The 16,034-nt window shown below is 72.3% G+C and carries 9 protein-coding genes; 7 read left to right on the top strand and 2 right to left on the bottom strand.

Annotated features, from left to right (window positions below):
* The first annotated feature begins 204 nt into the window (after positions 1-204).
* Together ASE15_RS14025 and mnmA are read left to right on the top strand one after the other, a co-directional pair.
* On the top strand, positions 205-1,467 hold the full coding sequence (locus ASE15_RS14025; RefSeq protein WP_056763919.1) for a cysteine desulfurase family protein: 1,263 nt from the start codon (positions 205-207) through the stop codon (positions 1,465-1,467).
* On the top strand, positions 1,464-2,702 hold the full coding sequence (mnmA, locus tag ASE15_RS14020) for a tRNA 2-thiouridine(34) synthase MnmA (protein ID WP_056763917.1): 1,239 nt from the start codon (positions 1,464-1,466) through the stop codon (positions 2,700-2,702). Before ASE15_RS14025 ends, mnmA begins: the two co-directional genes overlap by 4 nt.
* Positions 2,703-2,732: 30 nt before the next feature.
* Here the strand turns inward: mnmA and ASE15_RS14015 are convergent, their stop codons facing one another.
* Positions 2,733-3,266, bottom strand: a complete 534-nt coding sequence (locus tag ASE15_RS14015; RefSeq protein ID WP_056763915.1) for an ester cyclase — start codon at positions 3,264-3,266, stop codon at positions 2,733-2,735.
* A gap of 217 nt (positions 3,267-3,483) precedes the next feature.
* Between ASE15_RS14015 and ASE15_RS14010 the strand changes: the two genes are divergently transcribed.
* From ASE15_RS14010 to ASE15_RS14000, 3 genes are all read left to right on the top strand, one after another.
* Entirely contained in the window at positions 3,484-4,548 is a 1,065-nt protein-coding gene (locus ASE15_RS14010; RefSeq protein WP_056763913.1) for a hypothetical protein, read from the top strand.
* Between the two features lie 165 nt (positions 4,549-4,713).
* Positions 4,714-5,454, top strand: coding sequence for an HAD family phosphatase (locus tag ASE15_RS14005; RefSeq protein ID WP_056763911.1), 741 nt, complete (start codon positions 4,714-4,716; stop codon positions 5,452-5,454).
* Complete coding sequence (locus ASE15_RS14000; RefSeq protein WP_056763909.1) at positions 5,454-7,931, top strand: glycoside hydrolase family 65 protein; 2,478 nt, start codon at positions 5,454-5,456, stop codon at positions 7,929-7,931. The genes ASE15_RS14005 and ASE15_RS14000 overlap by 1 nt, the downstream gene beginning before the upstream one ends.
* Positions 7,932-8,025: 94 nt before the next feature.
* Here ASE15_RS14000 and ASE15_RS13995 read toward each other — a convergent pair whose 3' ends face one another.
* On the bottom strand, positions 8,026-10,221 hold the full coding sequence (locus ASE15_RS13995; RefSeq protein ID WP_056763907.1) for a prolyl oligopeptidase family protein: 2,196 nt from the start codon (positions 10,219-10,221) through the stop codon (positions 8,026-8,028).
* 189 nt (positions 10,222-10,410) lie between these two features.
* On the opposite strand from ASE15_RS13995, the gene adhE reads away from it, so the two are divergent.
* Together adhE and ligA are read left to right on the top strand one after the other, a co-directional pair.
* Entirely contained in the window at positions 10,411-13,104 is a 2,694-nt protein-coding gene (gene adhE, locus ASE15_RS13990) for a bifunctional acetaldehyde-CoA/alcohol dehydrogenase (RefSeq protein ID WP_056646327.1), read from the top strand.
* 386 nt (positions 13,105-13,490) lie between these two features.
* Positions 13,491-15,983: an NAD-dependent DNA ligase LigA gene (gene ligA, locus ASE15_RS13985; RefSeq protein WP_082618459.1), complete on the top strand. Its 2,493-nt coding sequence runs from the start codon at positions 13,491-13,493 to the stop codon at positions 15,981-15,983.
* The last annotated feature ends 51 nt before the right edge of the window (positions 15,984-16,034 follow it).

The following is a 16,034-nucleotide window of genomic DNA, read 5'->3' as shown; positions in this document are numbered from 1 at the left end:
GGGAACCGCGCGAAGGCGTCCCGGGTGCGGTCCGCGGCGTGGAACGAGCCGGGGACCTGGATCCGAGAGCGATCGGGCATCTGTCAAGATATCGCGTTTTCCTGGGCTGTCCAGCGCCATCCCACGGGTCGGCCGACGGCCCCACGAGCCCCGTGACAGCGAGCCCCAGGAACCCTTCGTAGACTGGACGACTGTGATCGCCCCATGACCTCCACCCCTGCCGCGCCCGGCGCCGGCGCCTACCTCGACCACGCCGCGACGACCCCCATGTCGCCGGCGGCGATCGACGCGTTCGTCGCGGAGCTGACGGCGACCGGCAACCCGTCCTCGCTGCACTCGGCGGGCCGGGCTGCGCGCCGTGTCGTCGAGGAGTCGCGCGAGGCCGTGGCAGCGGCGCTCGGCGCGCGCCCCAGCGAGGTGATCTTCACCGCGGGCGGCACCGAGTCGGACAACCTCGCGGTCAAGGGCCTGTTCTGGGGGCGTCGCACGACCGAGCCCCGACGGCGGCGCATCCTCGTCTCGGCGGTCGAGCACCACGCGGTGCTCGACCCGGCGTTCTGGATGGCCGAGCACACGGGCGCGGAGATCGTGCTGCTGCCCGTCGACGACGAGGGACGCCTCGACCTGGACGCCCTGCGGGCCGAGCTCGCGACCAAGGGGGACGAGGTCGCGCTCATCTCGGTCATGTGGGCCAACAACGAGGTCGGGACGATCCAGCCCGTCCAGGAGGTCGTGCAGATCGCGCGCCCCTACGGGATCCCCGTGCACTCCGACGCGGTGCAGGCCGTGGGCCAGGTCCCGGTCGACTTCGCCGCGAGCGGGCTCGACGCCCTGACCCTCACGGGCCACAAGCTCGGCGGCCCGGTGGGCGTGGGGGCACTGCTCGCCAAGCGTGGCCTGCCGCTCACGCCCGTGCTGCACGGCGGCGGGCAGGAGCGGGGTGTGCGGTCGGGCACGCTCGACACCCCTGCCATCCGGTCGTTCGCGGTCGCGGTGACCGAGGCGGTCGGGGCGCGCGCCGAGCGGGCCGAGCACCTGGCCGGGCTGCGCGACGAGCTGGTGCGCGGCGTGCGCGCGGCCGTCCCCGACGCGGTCCTGCGCGGGCCGGACCCCCTGGTCGACCCGTCGCGGCGCCTGCCCGGCAACGCCCACTTCACGTTCCCCGGCTGCGAGGGCGACTCGCTGCTGTACCTGCTGGACTCGGCGGGCGTGCAGACGTCGACGGGGTCGGCGTGCCAGGCCGGGGTCCCGCAGCCCTCGCACGTCCTGCTCGCGATGGGCGTTCCCGAGGAGGACGCGCGCGGTGCGCTGCGGTTCTCGCTCGGCGCGACGTCGACGCACGCCGACGTGCAACGGCTCCTGGACGCGTTGCCACAGGTCGTGGCGCGCGCGCAGGCCGCAGGTCTCGCGTCCTCGGCGGGCGCAGGCCGGAGCACCACCACGAGCACCACGAGGAGGCCCGCATGAGAGTCCTGGCAGCGATGTCCGGCGGGGTGGACTCCGCCGTCGCGGCCGCACTGGCCGTCGAGGCCGGCCACGAGGTGGTCGGCGTGCACATGGCGCTGTCCCGCAACCGCGAGCAGTTCCGCGCCGGGTCGCGCGGCTGCTGCTCGATCGAGGACGCGGGCGACGCGCGGCGTGCGGCCGACGTCCTGGGCATCCCGTACTACGTGTGGGACCTCTCGGAGCGCTTCGAGGACACGGTCGTCGCCGACTTCCTGTCCGAGTACGAGGCCGGGCGCACGCCCAACCCGTGCGTGCGCTGCAACGAGCACATCAAGTTCGAGGCGCTGCTCGACAAGGCGACCGCGCTCGGGTTCGACGCGGTCGCGACGGGGCACTACGCGCAGGTCCTCACGCGCGAGGTCACGGAGCCCGGGCCGGACGGCGAGCCCGTGACCCGGACGGTCCACGAGCTGCACCGCTCGCCCAACGAGGCCAAGGACCAGTCGTACGTGCTCGCGGTCATGGGGCCAGAGCGGCTGGCCCGCTCGATCTTCCCGCTGGGGGGCTTCGCGTCCAAGGACGAGGTGCGCGAGGAGGCCGAGCGGCGCGGGCTGTCGGTCTCGAACAAGCCCGACTCGTACGACATCTGCTTCGTGTCCGACGGCGACACCCAGGGATTCCTGAAGTCTCGCCTGGGCGCGCGCACGGGCGAGATCGTCGACACCGAGGGCGAGGTCCTGGGCGAGCACGAGGGTGCGTACGCGTTCACGGTCGGCCAGCGCAAGGGTCTGGCCCTGGGCCGTCCGGCGGCCGACGGCAAGCCGCGCTACGTGCTCGAGGTCGAGCCGGTCTCCAACCGCGTCGTCGTGGGGCCCGCCGAGCTGCTCACGGTCGACCGGATCGTGGGGGACCGGTCGGTGTGGCTCGCGGACGACGTCCTCGCGGGCGCGGGCTGGGACGCGTCGACCTCCGCGGCGTCGGACTGGTTCGAGGCGACCGTGCAGGTGCGTGCCCACGGGGTACCGGTCCCGGCCCGGGTGCGCGCCGTCGTCGGGCCTGGGGCGGGAGCGCCCGAGGACCCGACCGGTGCGGCGTCCGCGCAGGGCGCCGGCATGGAGGTCGAGCTCACGGGCGAGACGCTGCGCGGCGTGGCCGCGGGGCAGTCCCTCGTCGTGTACCAGGGCACGCGCGTGATCGGGCAGTCGACCGTGCAGCGGGCCTACCGGGCCGCGCGCGCCACGAGCCTCGCGGGCTGAGCCCGGCGTGGCTCGACGGCGCGGTGCGGGTCAGACCGCGACGGGCACGACGCTCCCCACGGCCGCGCCCGGCTGGGTCGCGGCGAGGACCGCGCTCGTGGGCACCACGGGGTGCTCGCTCAGCTCGCGCACGAGCCACGCGTCGTCGCGCACCGCCCAGTGCTCGGCCTCGCGGCCGTCCGCGAACCGCAGCATGTGCATCTCGCGGACCGTGAAGTGACGGCCCGTGGGGGCCAGGCCCCGGAAGTAGCCGGTGTGCCGGGCGCTGAACGCGACGTGCAGCGCGACCAGGTCGCCCTCGGCCACGGCGTGCAGGACCTCGACGTGCTGGTCGGAGAACGCGTCGGAGAACCAGTGCATGGTCGCGACGAGCCCCTCGAGCCCGCCCGAGGACCCAGGGGCCGGGTCGTGGTTGTGGAAGTCGGCGGCGACCAGCGCCGCCAGGGCCTGCGCGTGGTTCCCCGGGATCGCCTGGGTGTGCACGGTGATCGCGGTGGCCTTGTTGGTCGCGGCGGCCTCGTGGGCCGTGCCGACCGAGGGCTCTGCCTCGTGATTGCTTCTCATGTCCGCCTCGCTCGTCCGGCGGGGTCGTCCAACGGCCACCGCGTCGTCACGGTCTGTGGTGCATACTCATCACCCTTCACTCGGAGAGAGGGCTGCCGCAAGGGTTCGTGCGGGTGATGCGCGGGTGAGATCCTCGCGATACCCCCCCCACGGACCGTGCAGCGCGGCCGGCAGAGCAGTTTCTCGGCACGACACATCACAGCAAGGAGCTCACGTCATGACGTCAGTCAGCGGGCACGGACCGTGGCCGGGCGGTGAGGGCACCGACGTGCTCGAGGCGCAGCAGATGATCTTCGGGGACCTCGCCGAGGTGCCCACGGGGGTCACGCCCGTCCCGTTCCTCGTGCGCCTGCCCCAGCGGGGGCCGGGGTCCGACGGCGTGGGGCGCACCGCGACCCTGCTCGCCGACCTGCCCGTCGAGATCGGCCCGCACGGCTGGAAGCTCGCCGACCGGCCCGGCATGGACGAGCGGCGCGCGCAGGCGTTCCTGCGCGAGGACCTCGGCGCGCTCGCGATCGCGGGCCACGGGTACTCCGGACCGCTCGCGGTGTCGGTCGTCGGGCCGTGGACGCTCGCGGCCGAGCTCTACCTCGCGCGGGGCGACCGCGTGCTCTCGGACCGCGGTGCGGCGGCCGACCTGGCGGGCTCGCTCGCCGTCGGGCTGCGCGCGCACCTCGACGAGGTGCAGCGTCAGGTGCCCGGCGCCGAGCTCGTGGTCCAGGTGTCCGAGCCGCTCCTGGGGCAGATCAACGCGGGCGTGCTGCCGACCTTCTCGGGGTACTCGCGCCTGCGTGCGGTCGAAGGACCGGACATCGTCGAGGGCCTCACCGGGGTCCTGGACGCCGTGCGCGGCTGGGGGGCGCGCAGCGTCGTGCACGTGGGGCCCGCCTGGGTGGGCATCGCGCCCGTGGTGCTCGCAGGCGCCGACGCCGTGGGCCTCGACCTGGCCGCGCGCGGCACGGGCTGGGACGAGAAGGGCTGGGAGCTGGTCGCGCGCGCGGTCGAGCGCGGCACCGGTGTCTGGGCAGGCCTGCCGCCCGCGAAGGTCTCGCAGTGCTCGGGGCCGAACCTCGGCGAGCTCGCGTCGCTCGTGACGGTCCCGTGGCGCCGGATCGGTCTCCCGGCCTCGGGGCTCGACGACGTCACGCTCCTTGCAGCGCCTCGCGCCGGGGGCGTGGGGCTGGGGTCGGGGAGCCGGCTCGGGAGCACCGACGAGAACCGCGCGATGCTCGGGAACCTGGGGCGGGTCGCGGAGATGCTCGCGGAGCGGGCACAGGACTGAGCGGCGCGGGCCTGCCGTGGCCCGGACGGTGGGTTCGGCAGCCGGGCTGCCGTTCGTCCGCTGCGCCGGTTCGTTTTCGCCGTGACGGCCCGCGGTGCGTAGGCTCGGAGAGTGGTGCCGAACTCGCGGCGCTCCCTCGTCCGTCCACTCTCCCGAAGGAGCGCGATGCCCGCTCTGCACGCCGTCCTCTTCGACCTCGACGGGGTCCTGACCCCGACGGCCGAGGTCCACATGCGCGCCTGGGAGCGCCTGTTCGCGCCCCTGTGCGTCGAGCGGGGGGTCGCGCCGTACACGTCGGCGGACTACTTCGCGCACATCGACGGCAAGCCGCGCTTCGACGGGGTCGCGACCTTCCTCGCCTCGCGCGGGATCGAGCTGCCCTGGGGCACGATCGACGACGCGCCCGGCGAGGGCACGGTGTGCGCGCTGGGCAACAAGAAGAACGAGATCGTGAACCGCATGTTCGTCGAGGAGGGCATCTCCCCGTACCCCGGCTCGATCGCCTTTCTCGACGCCGTGACGGCCGCCGGGGCCCAGGTCGCGGTGGTCTCGTCCTCGCGCAACGCGCCGTCGGTCCTGGCCGCGGCCGGGATCGCGGACCGTTTCGAGGTCGTCGTCGACGGCACGGTCGCGGCCGCGCACGGCCTCGACGGCAAGCCGTCGCCCGCGACCTACGAGTACGCGGCCGAGCTGCTGGGCGTGCCCACGACCGCGGCGGTCGTCGTCGAGGACGCGATCTCGGGCGTCCAGGCCGGGGCGGCGGGCGACTTCGGCCTCGTGCTCGGCGTGGACCGTGGGGTCGGGGCCGACGCCCTGACCGAGCACGGCGCGGACCTCGTCGTGAGCGACCTGGGCGAGCTCGACGCGACGGTCCTCGACCGCCCGGCCCGCGAGGAGGTCCGCTGATGGGCGGGTTCGAGCACGGCTTCGACGGCACGATCGACCGCAGCCGTTTCCCGGCCGACCCGTGGAAGCTCACCGAGAGCCGGTACGCCGCGCACGACCTCGGGGTGACCGAGACGCTGTTCTCGGTCGCCAACGGGTACCTCGGCATGCGCGGGAACGTCGAGGAGGGCCGCGAGTCCCACACGCAGGGGACCTTCATCAACGGTTTCCACGAGACCTGGCGCATCCACCACGCCGAGGAGGCCTACGGGTTCGCCGAGGTCGGGCAGACGATCGTCAACGTCCCCGACGTCAAGATCATCCGCCTCTACGTCGACGACGAGCCGCTCCTGCTGCCCGTCGCGGACCTGATCACCTACGACCGTTCGCTCGACATGGCCGACGGCGTGCTGCGCCGCGAGCTCCTGTGGCGCACGCCGTCAGGCAAGCGCGTGCTCGTGAAGTCCGAGCGCATGGTCTCGTTCGTCGAGCGGCACCTGGCCGTGCTCACGTTCGAGGTCACCATGCTCGACGACCCGGCGCCCATCGCGATCTCGTCGCAGATCCTCAACCGCCAGGACGGGCAGGACGAGTACCACGTCCCCTCGGCCGCGATGGGGCAGGGCTTCGACCCGCGCAAGGCCAACCAGTTCACCGAGCGCGTGCTCCAGCCGCAGGCGCAGTGGGGCGACGACCAGCGGCTCGTGCTCTCCTACCGCTGCACAAACTCGGGCATGACGCTCGCGGTCGCCGCGGACGACGACCTGGTGACCGAGAACACCTACGACGTGCGCACCCAGGTGGACGAGGACCTGGCCAAGCACGTCTACCGGATCCAGGCCGAGCCGGGCAAGCCCGTGCGTCTGACCAAGACCGTGGCCTACCACACGTCGCGTGGCGTGCCAGCGATCGAGCTCATCGACCGCTGCCGTCGCACGCTCGACCGCGTGCGCGAGGAGGGCATCGCGTTCCAGCACGCCGAGCAGCGTGAGTGGCTCGACGAGTTCTGGGCGCGCTCGGACGTCGAGATCCCCGGGCAGCTCGAGGTGCAGCAGGCCGTGCGCTGGAACATCTACCAGCTCGCCCAGGCCACGGCCCGCGCCGAGGGCAACGGCGTGCCCGCCAAGGGGCTCACGGGCTCCGGGTACGGCGGGCACTACTTCTGGGACACCGAGATCTACGTGCTCCCGTTCCTGACGTACACGAGCCCGCGGTACGCGCGCAACGCGCTGCGCTTCCGCTACCAGATGCTCGACGCCGCCCGCCGTCGCGCGGGCCAGCTCTCGCAGCAGGGCGCGCTGTTCCCGTGGCGCACGATCAACGGCGAGGAGGCCTCGGCGTACTACGCCGCGGGCACCGCGCAGTACCACATCGACGCCGACGTGACCTATGCCGTCATGCAGTATGTGCGGGCCTCGGGCGACCTCGACTTCCTCGAGCGCGAGGGCGTCGACATCCTCGTCGAGACCGCGCGCATGTGGGCCGACCTGGGGTTCTGGCGGGTCAACGGCGACGACTACTTCCACATCCACGGGGTCACGGGACCCGACGAGTACACGACGGTCGTCAACGACAACCTCTTCACCAACGTCATGGCCCGCTTCAACCTGCGGGTCGCCGCGGAGACGCTCGAGACCATGCGGCGCGACGCCCCGCACGAGTACCAGGCGCTGGCGATCCGGCTCGGGGTGAGCGAGGAGGAGACCGCCGAGTGGGAGCGGGCCGCGAAGCACATGTCGATCCCGTTCGCCGAGCACCTGGGCATCCACCCGCAGGACTCGCACTTCCTCGAGCGGGAGATCTGGGACCTCGCGGGCACCCCGGCGGACAAGCGACCCCTGCTGCTGCACTACCACCCGCTCGTGATCTACCGCTACCAGGTCCTCAAGCAGGCCGACGTGGTGCTCGCGCTGTTCCTCCAGGGGGCGGAGTTCACACCCGAGGAGAAGCTCGCCGACTTCGAGTACTACGACCCGTTGACCACGGGCGACTCGACCCTGTCGGGCGTCGTCCAGTCGATCATCGCGGCCGAGGTCGGGTACCACGAGCTCGCGCTCGAGTACTTCACGTCGTCGCTGCTCGTCGACCTCGAGAACCGGCACGCCAACGCGGCCGACGGCGTGCACGTCGCCTCGGCGGGCGGCACCTGGTCGGCGCTCGCGTTCGGGTTCGGCGGGATGCGCGACGACTGCGGGCGCATCAGCTTCGACCCGCGCCTGCCCCAGGAGTGGGAGTCCCTGACGTTCCGGGTCACGCTGCGCGGCTCCCGGCTCAAGGTCACGGTCACGGTCGACGCGATCGAGCTCGTGTGCGAGACGGGTGAGGGAGCGGACGTGCTCGTGCGGGGCGAGGCCGTGCACGTCGGTGCGAGCGAGACCGTCACGGTCGCGCTCGACGGCCAGGGGCCCGTGCTCCACGGCACCCCGAGCCTGCGCGACCTGACGGGCAACCGCCGCGAGGACGGGACGCTCATCACGGCCCAGGTGCCGCACTCGTAGCGCGGGTCGGCCGGCGCGGCCGTCACCGACCGCCCGCAGACGCCGAGAGGGCGGGTCCACCTGGACCCGCCCTCTCGGCGTCGGTGCTCGTACGTCAGCCGAGCTGCTCCCGCAGGAAGCGGTAGTGGATCGCGGCCATGTGCGCGGCCTGCGCGTTGTTGGCCGCGCCGCCGTGCCCGCCCTCGACGTTCTCGTAGTACGTCACGTCCTTGCCGGCCGCGAGCATCTTCGCGGCGAGCTTGCGCGCGTGCCCGGGGTGCACGCGGTCGTCCTTGGTCGACGTCGTGAAGAGCACGGGCGGGTACTCGCGCTCGGCGTCGAACAGGTGGTACGGCGAGAACGTCCTGATGAACTCCCACTGCGCGGGGTCGTCGGGGTCGCCGTACTCGGCGGCCCAGGACGCGCCCGCGAGCAGGCGCGTGTAACGGAGCATGTCGAGCAGCGGGACGCCCACGATCACGGCGCCGAAGAGCTCGGGGTACTGCGTGAGCATGTTGCCCGCCAGGAGCCCGCCGTTGCTGCGTCCTTCCATGCCCAGGTGCTCGGGGGTCGTGATCCCGCGGGCGACGAGGTCGCGCGCGACGGCCGCGAAGTCCTCGTACGCCTTGTGGCGCTTGGCCTTGAGGGCCGCCTGGTGCCAGGCCGGTCCGTACTCGCCGCCGCCGCGGATGTTCGCGACGACGTAGACGCCGCCGTCCGCGAGCCATGCGCGGCCCAGCGTCCCGGAGTAGCCCGGGGTCAGGGAGACCTCGAAGCCGCCGTACCCGTAGAGCAGCGTGGGGGCCGCGCCCGGGCGTGCGCCGGTCGCGGCGGTCGCCCCGTCAGCGGCCTCGGGGGCGCCGCTCGAGCCTGCACCGGCCCCGGGCCGGACGAGGTCCTCGCGCCCGACGACGAAGTACGGGACGCGCGTGCCGTCGTCGGACACCGCGAAGTGCTGGTCGATGACCAGGCCCTGCGCGTCGAAGAACGCCGGGCTCGACTTGAGGACCTCGGGGGCGGTGCCCGCGCCCACGCTCAGGAGCGAGAGCGTCGAGGGCGTGAGGTAGTCGGTCGTGACGAGCCAGACGTCGTCGCTCTCCTCGGAGTCGACCGCGCCCACGACGACCGTGCCGATGGTCGGCAGGCCCGGTAGCTCGCTGCGGGTCCAGAGGACGTCCGGGCCCTCGGCGAGAGGCGGCGGGGTCAGCACGTGCAGGCGGTTCTTGACGTCCTCGAGGACGTTGACCACGAGGTGGTGCGCGGTCCACGTGGCGCCTGCGAGCGAGGTGGAGGGCGTGGGCTCGAACAGGACCGTGAAGCCGCGGGCCCCTGCGAGGAAGTCCTCGAAGCGCGTCGCGAGCAGCGAGCCGGCCAGGTAGGTGGCGCCGTCGACCGTCCAGTCGTCGCGGAGCTCGACGAGCATCCACTCGCGCTTGACGCCGACCTCGGCCGAGCGCGGGACGTCGATCTTGACGAGCTTCTCGTCGGGGGTGCCCGCGTCCTGGACGAGGTACGTCTCGCTGTCGTAGAAGGCGATCGAGCGGCCCACGAAGTCGCGCTCGAAGCCGGGGGAGTGCGTGCGCCAGCCCATGATGTACATGTCCTCGGGTTCACCCTCGTACACGACGGTCGCCTCGGTCACGGGCGTGCCGCGGTGCCAGCGCTTGACGACGCGGGGGTACCCCGACGGGGTCATGGAGCCGGGACCGAAGTCGGTGTAGACGTAGACCGTGTCCGCGTCGATCCAGCCGAGCCCGCCCTTGGACTCCTCGCGCAGGAACCCGCCGTCCTCAGGCGCGACGAAGGTCTTGGTCACGAGGTCGAACTCGCGCGTGACGTCGGCGTCGGAGCCGCCGGGGGACAGGTCGATCAGGGCGTGGCGCCACTCCTGGCCGGGCTCGGGGCGCAGCACGCTCGCGCCGTGCCAGACCCAGCTCTGGTCCTCGGCCTCACCCAGCGCGTCGAGGTCGAGCACGAGCTCCCACGCGGGGTGGTCGGTGCGGTAGGAGTCGAGCGTCGTGCGGCGCCAGACGCCGCGCTCGTGCTGGGCGTCGCGCCAGAAGTTGTAGTAGTGCTCGCCGATCCGGGACACGTCGGGGATCTTGTCGTCGGAGTCGAGGACCTCGCGGATCGCCTGCTCGGTCGCGGCGAACTCGTTCGTGGCCTCGATGGTCGCGGCGGTCTCGGCGTTGCGTCCCTGGACCCAGGTCATGGCCTCGCGGCCCTCGACCTCCTCGAGCCACAGGTACGGGTCGTGCGGCGTGGTCGGCGGTGCGGTGGGCGTGTCGGTCACGGCGTTCTCAGCACTCATGCCAACACCCTAGGTGACCGGTCCGACGGGTCGTCCCGGCAGGGACGACCCGACAGGGGGCGGTGACTGTGGCCCGTGCCACATCCATCGAGGCCTCTTGCATCTATCCGTACCTTGTGAAAGTATTCACAAGCAAGGGAAAGACACCACGCAGACCCGGCCGCTCGGGTCACTGGAGGAGCTACCAACGTGAGCAGCACGAGCAAGGCCCTCGCCGGAGTCACCGAGATCGACGCCCTCGTCGACCGGGGCCTCAAGGCGCTCAAGCAGTACGACGCCTTCACCCAGGAGGACATCGACCGCATCGTGAAGAAGGCGTCCGTCGCGGCCCTCCACGAGCACGGCCGCCTCGCGCAGCTCGCGGTCGAGGAGACCGGGCGCGGAGTCTTCGAGGACAAGGCCACCAAGAACATCTTCGCGTGCGAGCACGTGCCGAACTCGATGGCCAATCTCAAGACGGTCGGCGTGATCGGCCGCGACGACCTCACGGGCATCGTCGAGATCGCCGAGCCGGTCGGCGTGGTCGCGGGCATCACCCCGGTGACGAACCCGACCTCGACCGCGATCTTCAAGGCCCTCATCGCGCTCAAGACGCGCAACCCCATCATCTTCGCGTTCCACCCCAGCGCCCAGAAGTGCTCGGTCGCCGCAGCCCGCATCGTGCGGGACGCCGCGGTCGCCGAGGGCGCCCCCGTGGACTGCATCCAGTGGGTCGAGCAGCCCTCGCTCGAGGCCACCTCGGCGCTCATGAACCACGACGGCGTCTCGCTCATCCTCGCCACGGGCGGCAACGCGATGGTCCGCGCCGCCTACTCGGCGGGCAAGCCCGCCCTGGGCGTCGGCGCGGGCAACGTCCCGGCCTACATCGAGAAGAGCGCCAAGCTCGGCCGCGCGGTCAACGACGTGGTCCTGTCCAAGGGCTTCGACAACGGCATGGTGTGCGCCTCGGAGCAGGCCGTCATCCTCGACACCGAGATCTACGACGAGGCCCTGGCCGAGTTCGCCCACATGCACGCCTACCTCGCGACCCCCGAGGAGAAGGCCAAGCTCGAGCGCTTCATCTTCGGCGTCGAGGCCGGCGGCGCGAACTGCGCGGGAGCCAAGCTCAACGCCTCGATCGTGGGCAAGAGCCCCCAGTGGATCGCCGAGCAGGCGGGCTTCACCGTCCCGGACGGCACCTCGATCATCCTGGCCGAGTGCGCCGAGGTCGGTCCCGCCGAGCCCCTGACGCGCGAGAAGCTCAGCCCCGTCCTCGCGGTGCTGCGCGCCCAGTCGACCGACCACGGCATCTCGCTCGCCGAGCAGATGGTCGAGTTCGACGGCCTGGGTCACTCGGGTGCGATCCACACCGAGGACAAGGACATCGCGGAGGAGTTCGGCCAGCGCGTCAAGGCCGTGCGCATCCTGTGGAACCAGCCGTCGGCCCTCGGCGGCATCGGCGACATCTACAACGCGCTGATCCCGTCGCTGACCCTCGGGTGCGGCTCGTACGGGCACAACTCGGTGTCGAACAACGTGTCGGCGGTCAACCTCATCAACGTCAAGCGGATCGGACGCCGGAACAACAACATGCAGTGGTTCAAGATCCCGCCGAAGACCTACTTCGAGCCGAACTCGATCCAGTACCTGGCCCAGATGCCCGACGTCGAGCGCGTCACCATCGTCACGGACAAGGTCATGAGCCAGATCGGCATCGTGGACAAGGTCCTCGACGTCCTGGGGCGCCGTCCCAACAAGGTCTCGATCCAGATCATGGACCAGGTCGAGCCCGAGCCGAGCGTCGAGACGGTCGAGAAGGGCGCGGAGATGATGCGCGACTTCAAGCCCGACACGATCGTCGCGATCGGCGGCGGGTCGCCCATGGACGCGGCCAAGGTCATGTGGCTCAAGTACGAGCACCCGGAGATGGCGTTCTCGGACCTGCGCGAGAAGTTCTTCGACGTCCGCAAGCGCGCGTTCAAGTTCCCCACGCTCGGTGACCTGGCCAAGCTGGTCTGCATCCCGACCTCGTCGGGCACGGGCTCGGAGGTCACGCCGTTCGCGGTCATCACGGACCACGCGACCGGGTACAAGTACCCCCTCGCCGACTACGCGCTGACCCCGTCGGTCGCGATCATCGACCCGGTCCTGACCGCGACCATGCCGGCCAAGCTCGCGGCCGACTCGGGCTTCGACGCCCTGACGCACGCGACCGAGGCCTACGTGTCGGTCTACGCGAACGACTTCACGGACGGCCTGGCGCTGCACGCGATCAAGCTGGTCTTCGAGCACATCGAGGCCTCGGTCACGCAGGGGGCGGCAGCCCCCGAGGCCCGCGAGAAGATGCACAACGCGGCCACGATCGCGGGCATGGCGTTCGGCAGCGCGTTCCTCGGGATCGTCCACGCGATGGCCCACACGGTCGGCTCGTCGTTCGGCCTGGTCCACGGCCGCACGAACGCGATCTTCCTGCCGCACGCGATCCGCTACAACGGGCAGATCCCGACCAAGGTCACGGGCTGGCCCAAGGCCGAGAAGTACATCGCGCACGAGCGCTACCAGCAGATCGCCAAGCACCTGGGGCTGCCGGCCTCGACGCCCGAGCAGGCCGTCGAGTCGTACGCCCGGGCCGTGGAGGAGCTGCGGGCCAAGGTCGGGATCGAGCACTCGTTCAAGGAGCAGGGTGTCTCGGAGCGCGAGTTCATCGGGGGGCTGGACGCCCTGGCGATGCGGGCCTACGAGGACCAGTGCGCCCCGGCCAACCCTCGCCTGCCGATGCTCGAGGACATGAAGGACATCATGGTCGCGGCCTACTACGGCACGAGCCGCGAAGAGGTCCGTGCCGAGCGCAAGGCCACCGAGGAGGCGCTCGCGCTCGCCGCGGCCGCCGAGACCTCGGAGTGATCTGGGCACCGGCGTCCGGGGAGCAGCCCGGACGCCGGTAGCCCGACGTCGACCCGAGCGGTACGGGTCACGGTCGGGTGGCGCGTCCTGCCGGGTGGCGCCACCCACCCGGGACCGAGGCTTCCCCCCTTGGCCTCTGTCCCGCACGCAGCGCCCCGCGTCCTCCAGCGCGGGGCGCTGCTCTGTTCGGTGGGCCCGACGGCGCCGGGCGCCCTCCGCGGCTCCCGCGCCCGGGAGGGGGCCGGGGGAGTGACCGCCCGACGCCGCAGCGACCCCCTGCGGCGCACGCGCCTCGCGTGGTGGGCAGGGACCGTGTGGTGAGCGACGTCGTCGGGCAGGACGCGCAGGCCCGAGCGGGTGTGGGCGGTCCACGCGATGATGGGCACGTGAACGACGCCACCCCGCCGCGCCCCGCGACCCTTGCCGACGCCGCCCCGGAGGTCCCCGGCGACCTCGCCACGGCTTCCCAGCCCCACGCTTCTCCTGCGCTCGGCGCCCGGGAGGAGGCCGACGCCCAGCGCCGCTGGGCCGAGCTCGTGGCCCAGGTCGAGGCCGACCAGCGGGCCTACTACGAGGCCGACGCGCCTGTGTCGTCGGACGCCGAGTACGACGCGCGCATGCGCGAGCTCGAGGCGCTCGAGGCGGCCCACCCCGCGCTCCAGACCCCCGAGTCGCCCACGCAGCGGGTCGGCGGACGGGCCGCGACGGGCTTCGCGACCGTCGAGCACCTCGAGCGCATGCTCTCGCTCGACAACGCGTTCTCCGAGGAGGACCTCGCCGCGTGGGCCGCCCGCGTGCACCGCGACCTGGGCGTCTCGCCAGAGGCCTCCGTGGAGTACCTGTGCGAGGTCAAGATCGACGGCCTCGCGATCGCGCTGCTGTACGAGCGGGGGCGCCTGGTGCGGGCCGCGACGCGAGGCGACGGGCGCACGGGCGAGGACGTCACGGCCAACGTCCGGACCATCACGACCATCCCGCAGCAGCTCGCGGGCGACCCGGCCACGCACCCCGCGGTGATCGAGGTCCGGGGCGAGGTCTTCCTGGGCGTCGAGGACTTCGCGGCCCTCAACGAGGCGCTCGTCGCGGCCGGGCAGGCACCGTACGCCAACCCGCGCAACACCGCGGCCGGCTCCCTGCGCCAGAAGGACCCGGCCGTGACCGCGAGCCGCAACCTGCGCATGTACGCGCACGGCGTCGGGGCGCTCCAGTGGGACGAGGGCGAGCACGCCGAGCTCGCGCGCCAGTCGGACGCCTACGCGCTGTTCGAGCAGTGGGGTGTCCCCGTCTCGCCGCACAACCGGGTCGTCGACGGGCTCGCGGGCGTGCAGGAGATGATCGCGTACTTCGGCGAGCACCGGCACAGCATCGAGCACGAGCTCGACGGGATCGTCGTCAAGGTCGACGAGCTCGCGCTCCAGCGCAGGCTGGGCGCGACGAGCCGCGCGCCCCGGTGGGCCATCGCGTACAAGTACCCGCCCGAGGAGGTCAACACGCGCCTGCTCGCGATCCAGGTCGGGGTCGGGCGGACCGGACGGGCAACCCCGTACGCCGTCATGGAGCCCGTGCTCGTCGCGGGCAGCACCGTGCGTCAGGCGACGCTCCACAACCAGGACGTCGTGCGCGCCAAGGGCGTCCTGATCGGCGACGTCGTGGTGCTGCGCAAGGCCGGAGACGTCATCCCGGAGATCCTCGGGCCGGTCGTCGCGCTGCGCGAGGACGGCGTGCAGCGTACGGAGTTCGTCATGCCCGCCGAGTGCCCCGAGTGCGGCACGCCGCTGCGCCCCATGAAGGAGGGCGACGTCGACCTGCGCTGCCCCAACGCCGAGAGCTGCCCGGCGCAGGTCCGCGGGCGGGTCGAGCACATCGGTTCGCGCGGCGGCCTCGACATCGAGGCGCTGGGCGAGGTCACCGCGGCCGCGCTCACGCAGCCCTACGAGCCCGCGGATCCGCCGCTGCGCACCGAGAAGAACCTGTTCGGGCTCACGGTCGACCAGCTCGCACCGATCCGCGTGGTCGTCCGCGACCCGGAGACCGGGCTGCCCCGGCCGTTCGAAGGGGTGGGGGAGTCGGGCGAGGTGGAGATGTCCGACGGCTCGGTGCTGCTGGCCAAGGTCGTCCGGCCGTTCCAGAAGGTCGCCGCCCGCACCTACCCGCCCGGCTTCGAGGACGCGACGCCCGCCGAGCGTCGAGCCGCGGGCGTCCGCAAGGACTTCCCGGTGTACGGCCCGTCGACCACCGCGCAGACGCTCGTGGACGAGCTGCGCGTCGCGAGGACCAAGGACCTGTGGCGCATCCTGGTGAGCCTCAACATCCGCCACGTCGGGCCGGTCGCCGCCCGGGCGCTCGCGGAGTGGTTCGGTTCGCTCGACGCGATCCGGTCGGCGAGCCGCGACGAGCTCGCCGCGGTCGAGGGGGTCGGACCGGTCATCGCCGACGAGGTGCTGGCCTGGTTCGACGTGGACTGGCACCAGGAGATCGTCGAGACATGGAGGAAGGACGGGGTCCGGTTCGAGACCCCGGGCCACCCCGGTCCCGGCGCGCGCCAGCAGCCGACCGGCCCGCTCGCGGGCCTGACCGTCGTGGTCACCGGGGGCCTCGAAGGGTTCTCGCGCGACGGTGCCAAGGAGGCGATCCTCGCGGCGGGCGGCAAGGCCTCGGGCTCGGTGTCCAAGAAGACCGACTACGTGGTCGTGGGCGAGAACGCGGGCTCCAAGGAGACCAAGGCCCGGGACCTGGGCCTGCGGATCCTCGACGAGGCCGGGTTCGTGGCTCTCCTCGCGGGTGGGCCCGAGGCGGTGGGCGACGCGCGGGCCGAGGAGGCGGGCGCTCCCGACGGCACTGACGGCACTGACGGCAGCGAGGGGACCGACGCCGACTGACGGCCCGGGGATGCGTCGAGACAGAGGGGTTTCGTCGAGGTAGAGGGCTCG

The organism is Oerskovia sp. Root22 (genome assembly GCF_001429135.1).
Lineage (GTDB): Bacteria > Actinomycetota > Actinomycetes > Actinomycetales > Cellulomonadaceae > Oerskovia > Oerskovia enterophila.
The sequence above is the reverse complement of the archived record's forward strand: the minus strand, read 5'-3'. Positions and strand labels throughout refer to the sequence as shown.

Coding starts and splice junctions, on each gene's coding strand:
- ASE15_RS14000 (WP_056763909.1), top strand. CDS start 5,454: ATGGGCGGGTTCGAGCACGGCTTCGACGGCACGATCGACCGCAGCCGT.
- ASE15_RS13995 (WP_056763907.1), bottom strand. CDS start 10,221: ATGAGTGCTGAGAACGCCGTGACCGACACGCCCACCGCACCGCCGACC.
- ASE15_RS14025 (WP_056763919.1), top strand. CDS start 205: ATGACCTCCACCCCTGCCGCGCCCGGCGCCGGCGCCTACCTCGACCAC.
- ASE15_RS14005 (WP_056763911.1), top strand. CDS start 4,714: ATGCCCGCTCTGCACGCCGTCCTCTTCGACCTCGACGGGGTCCTGACC.
- ASE15_RS14015 (WP_056763915.1), bottom strand. CDS start 3,266: ATGAGAAGCAATCACGAGGCAGAGCCCTCGGTCGGCACGGCCCACGAG.
- mnmA (WP_056763917.1), top strand. CDS start 1,464: ATGAGAGTCCTGGCAGCGATGTCCGGCGGGGTGGACTCCGCCGTCGCG.
- ASE15_RS14010 (WP_056763913.1), top strand. CDS start 3,484: ATGACGTCAGTCAGCGGGCACGGACCGTGGCCGGGCGGTGAGGGCACC.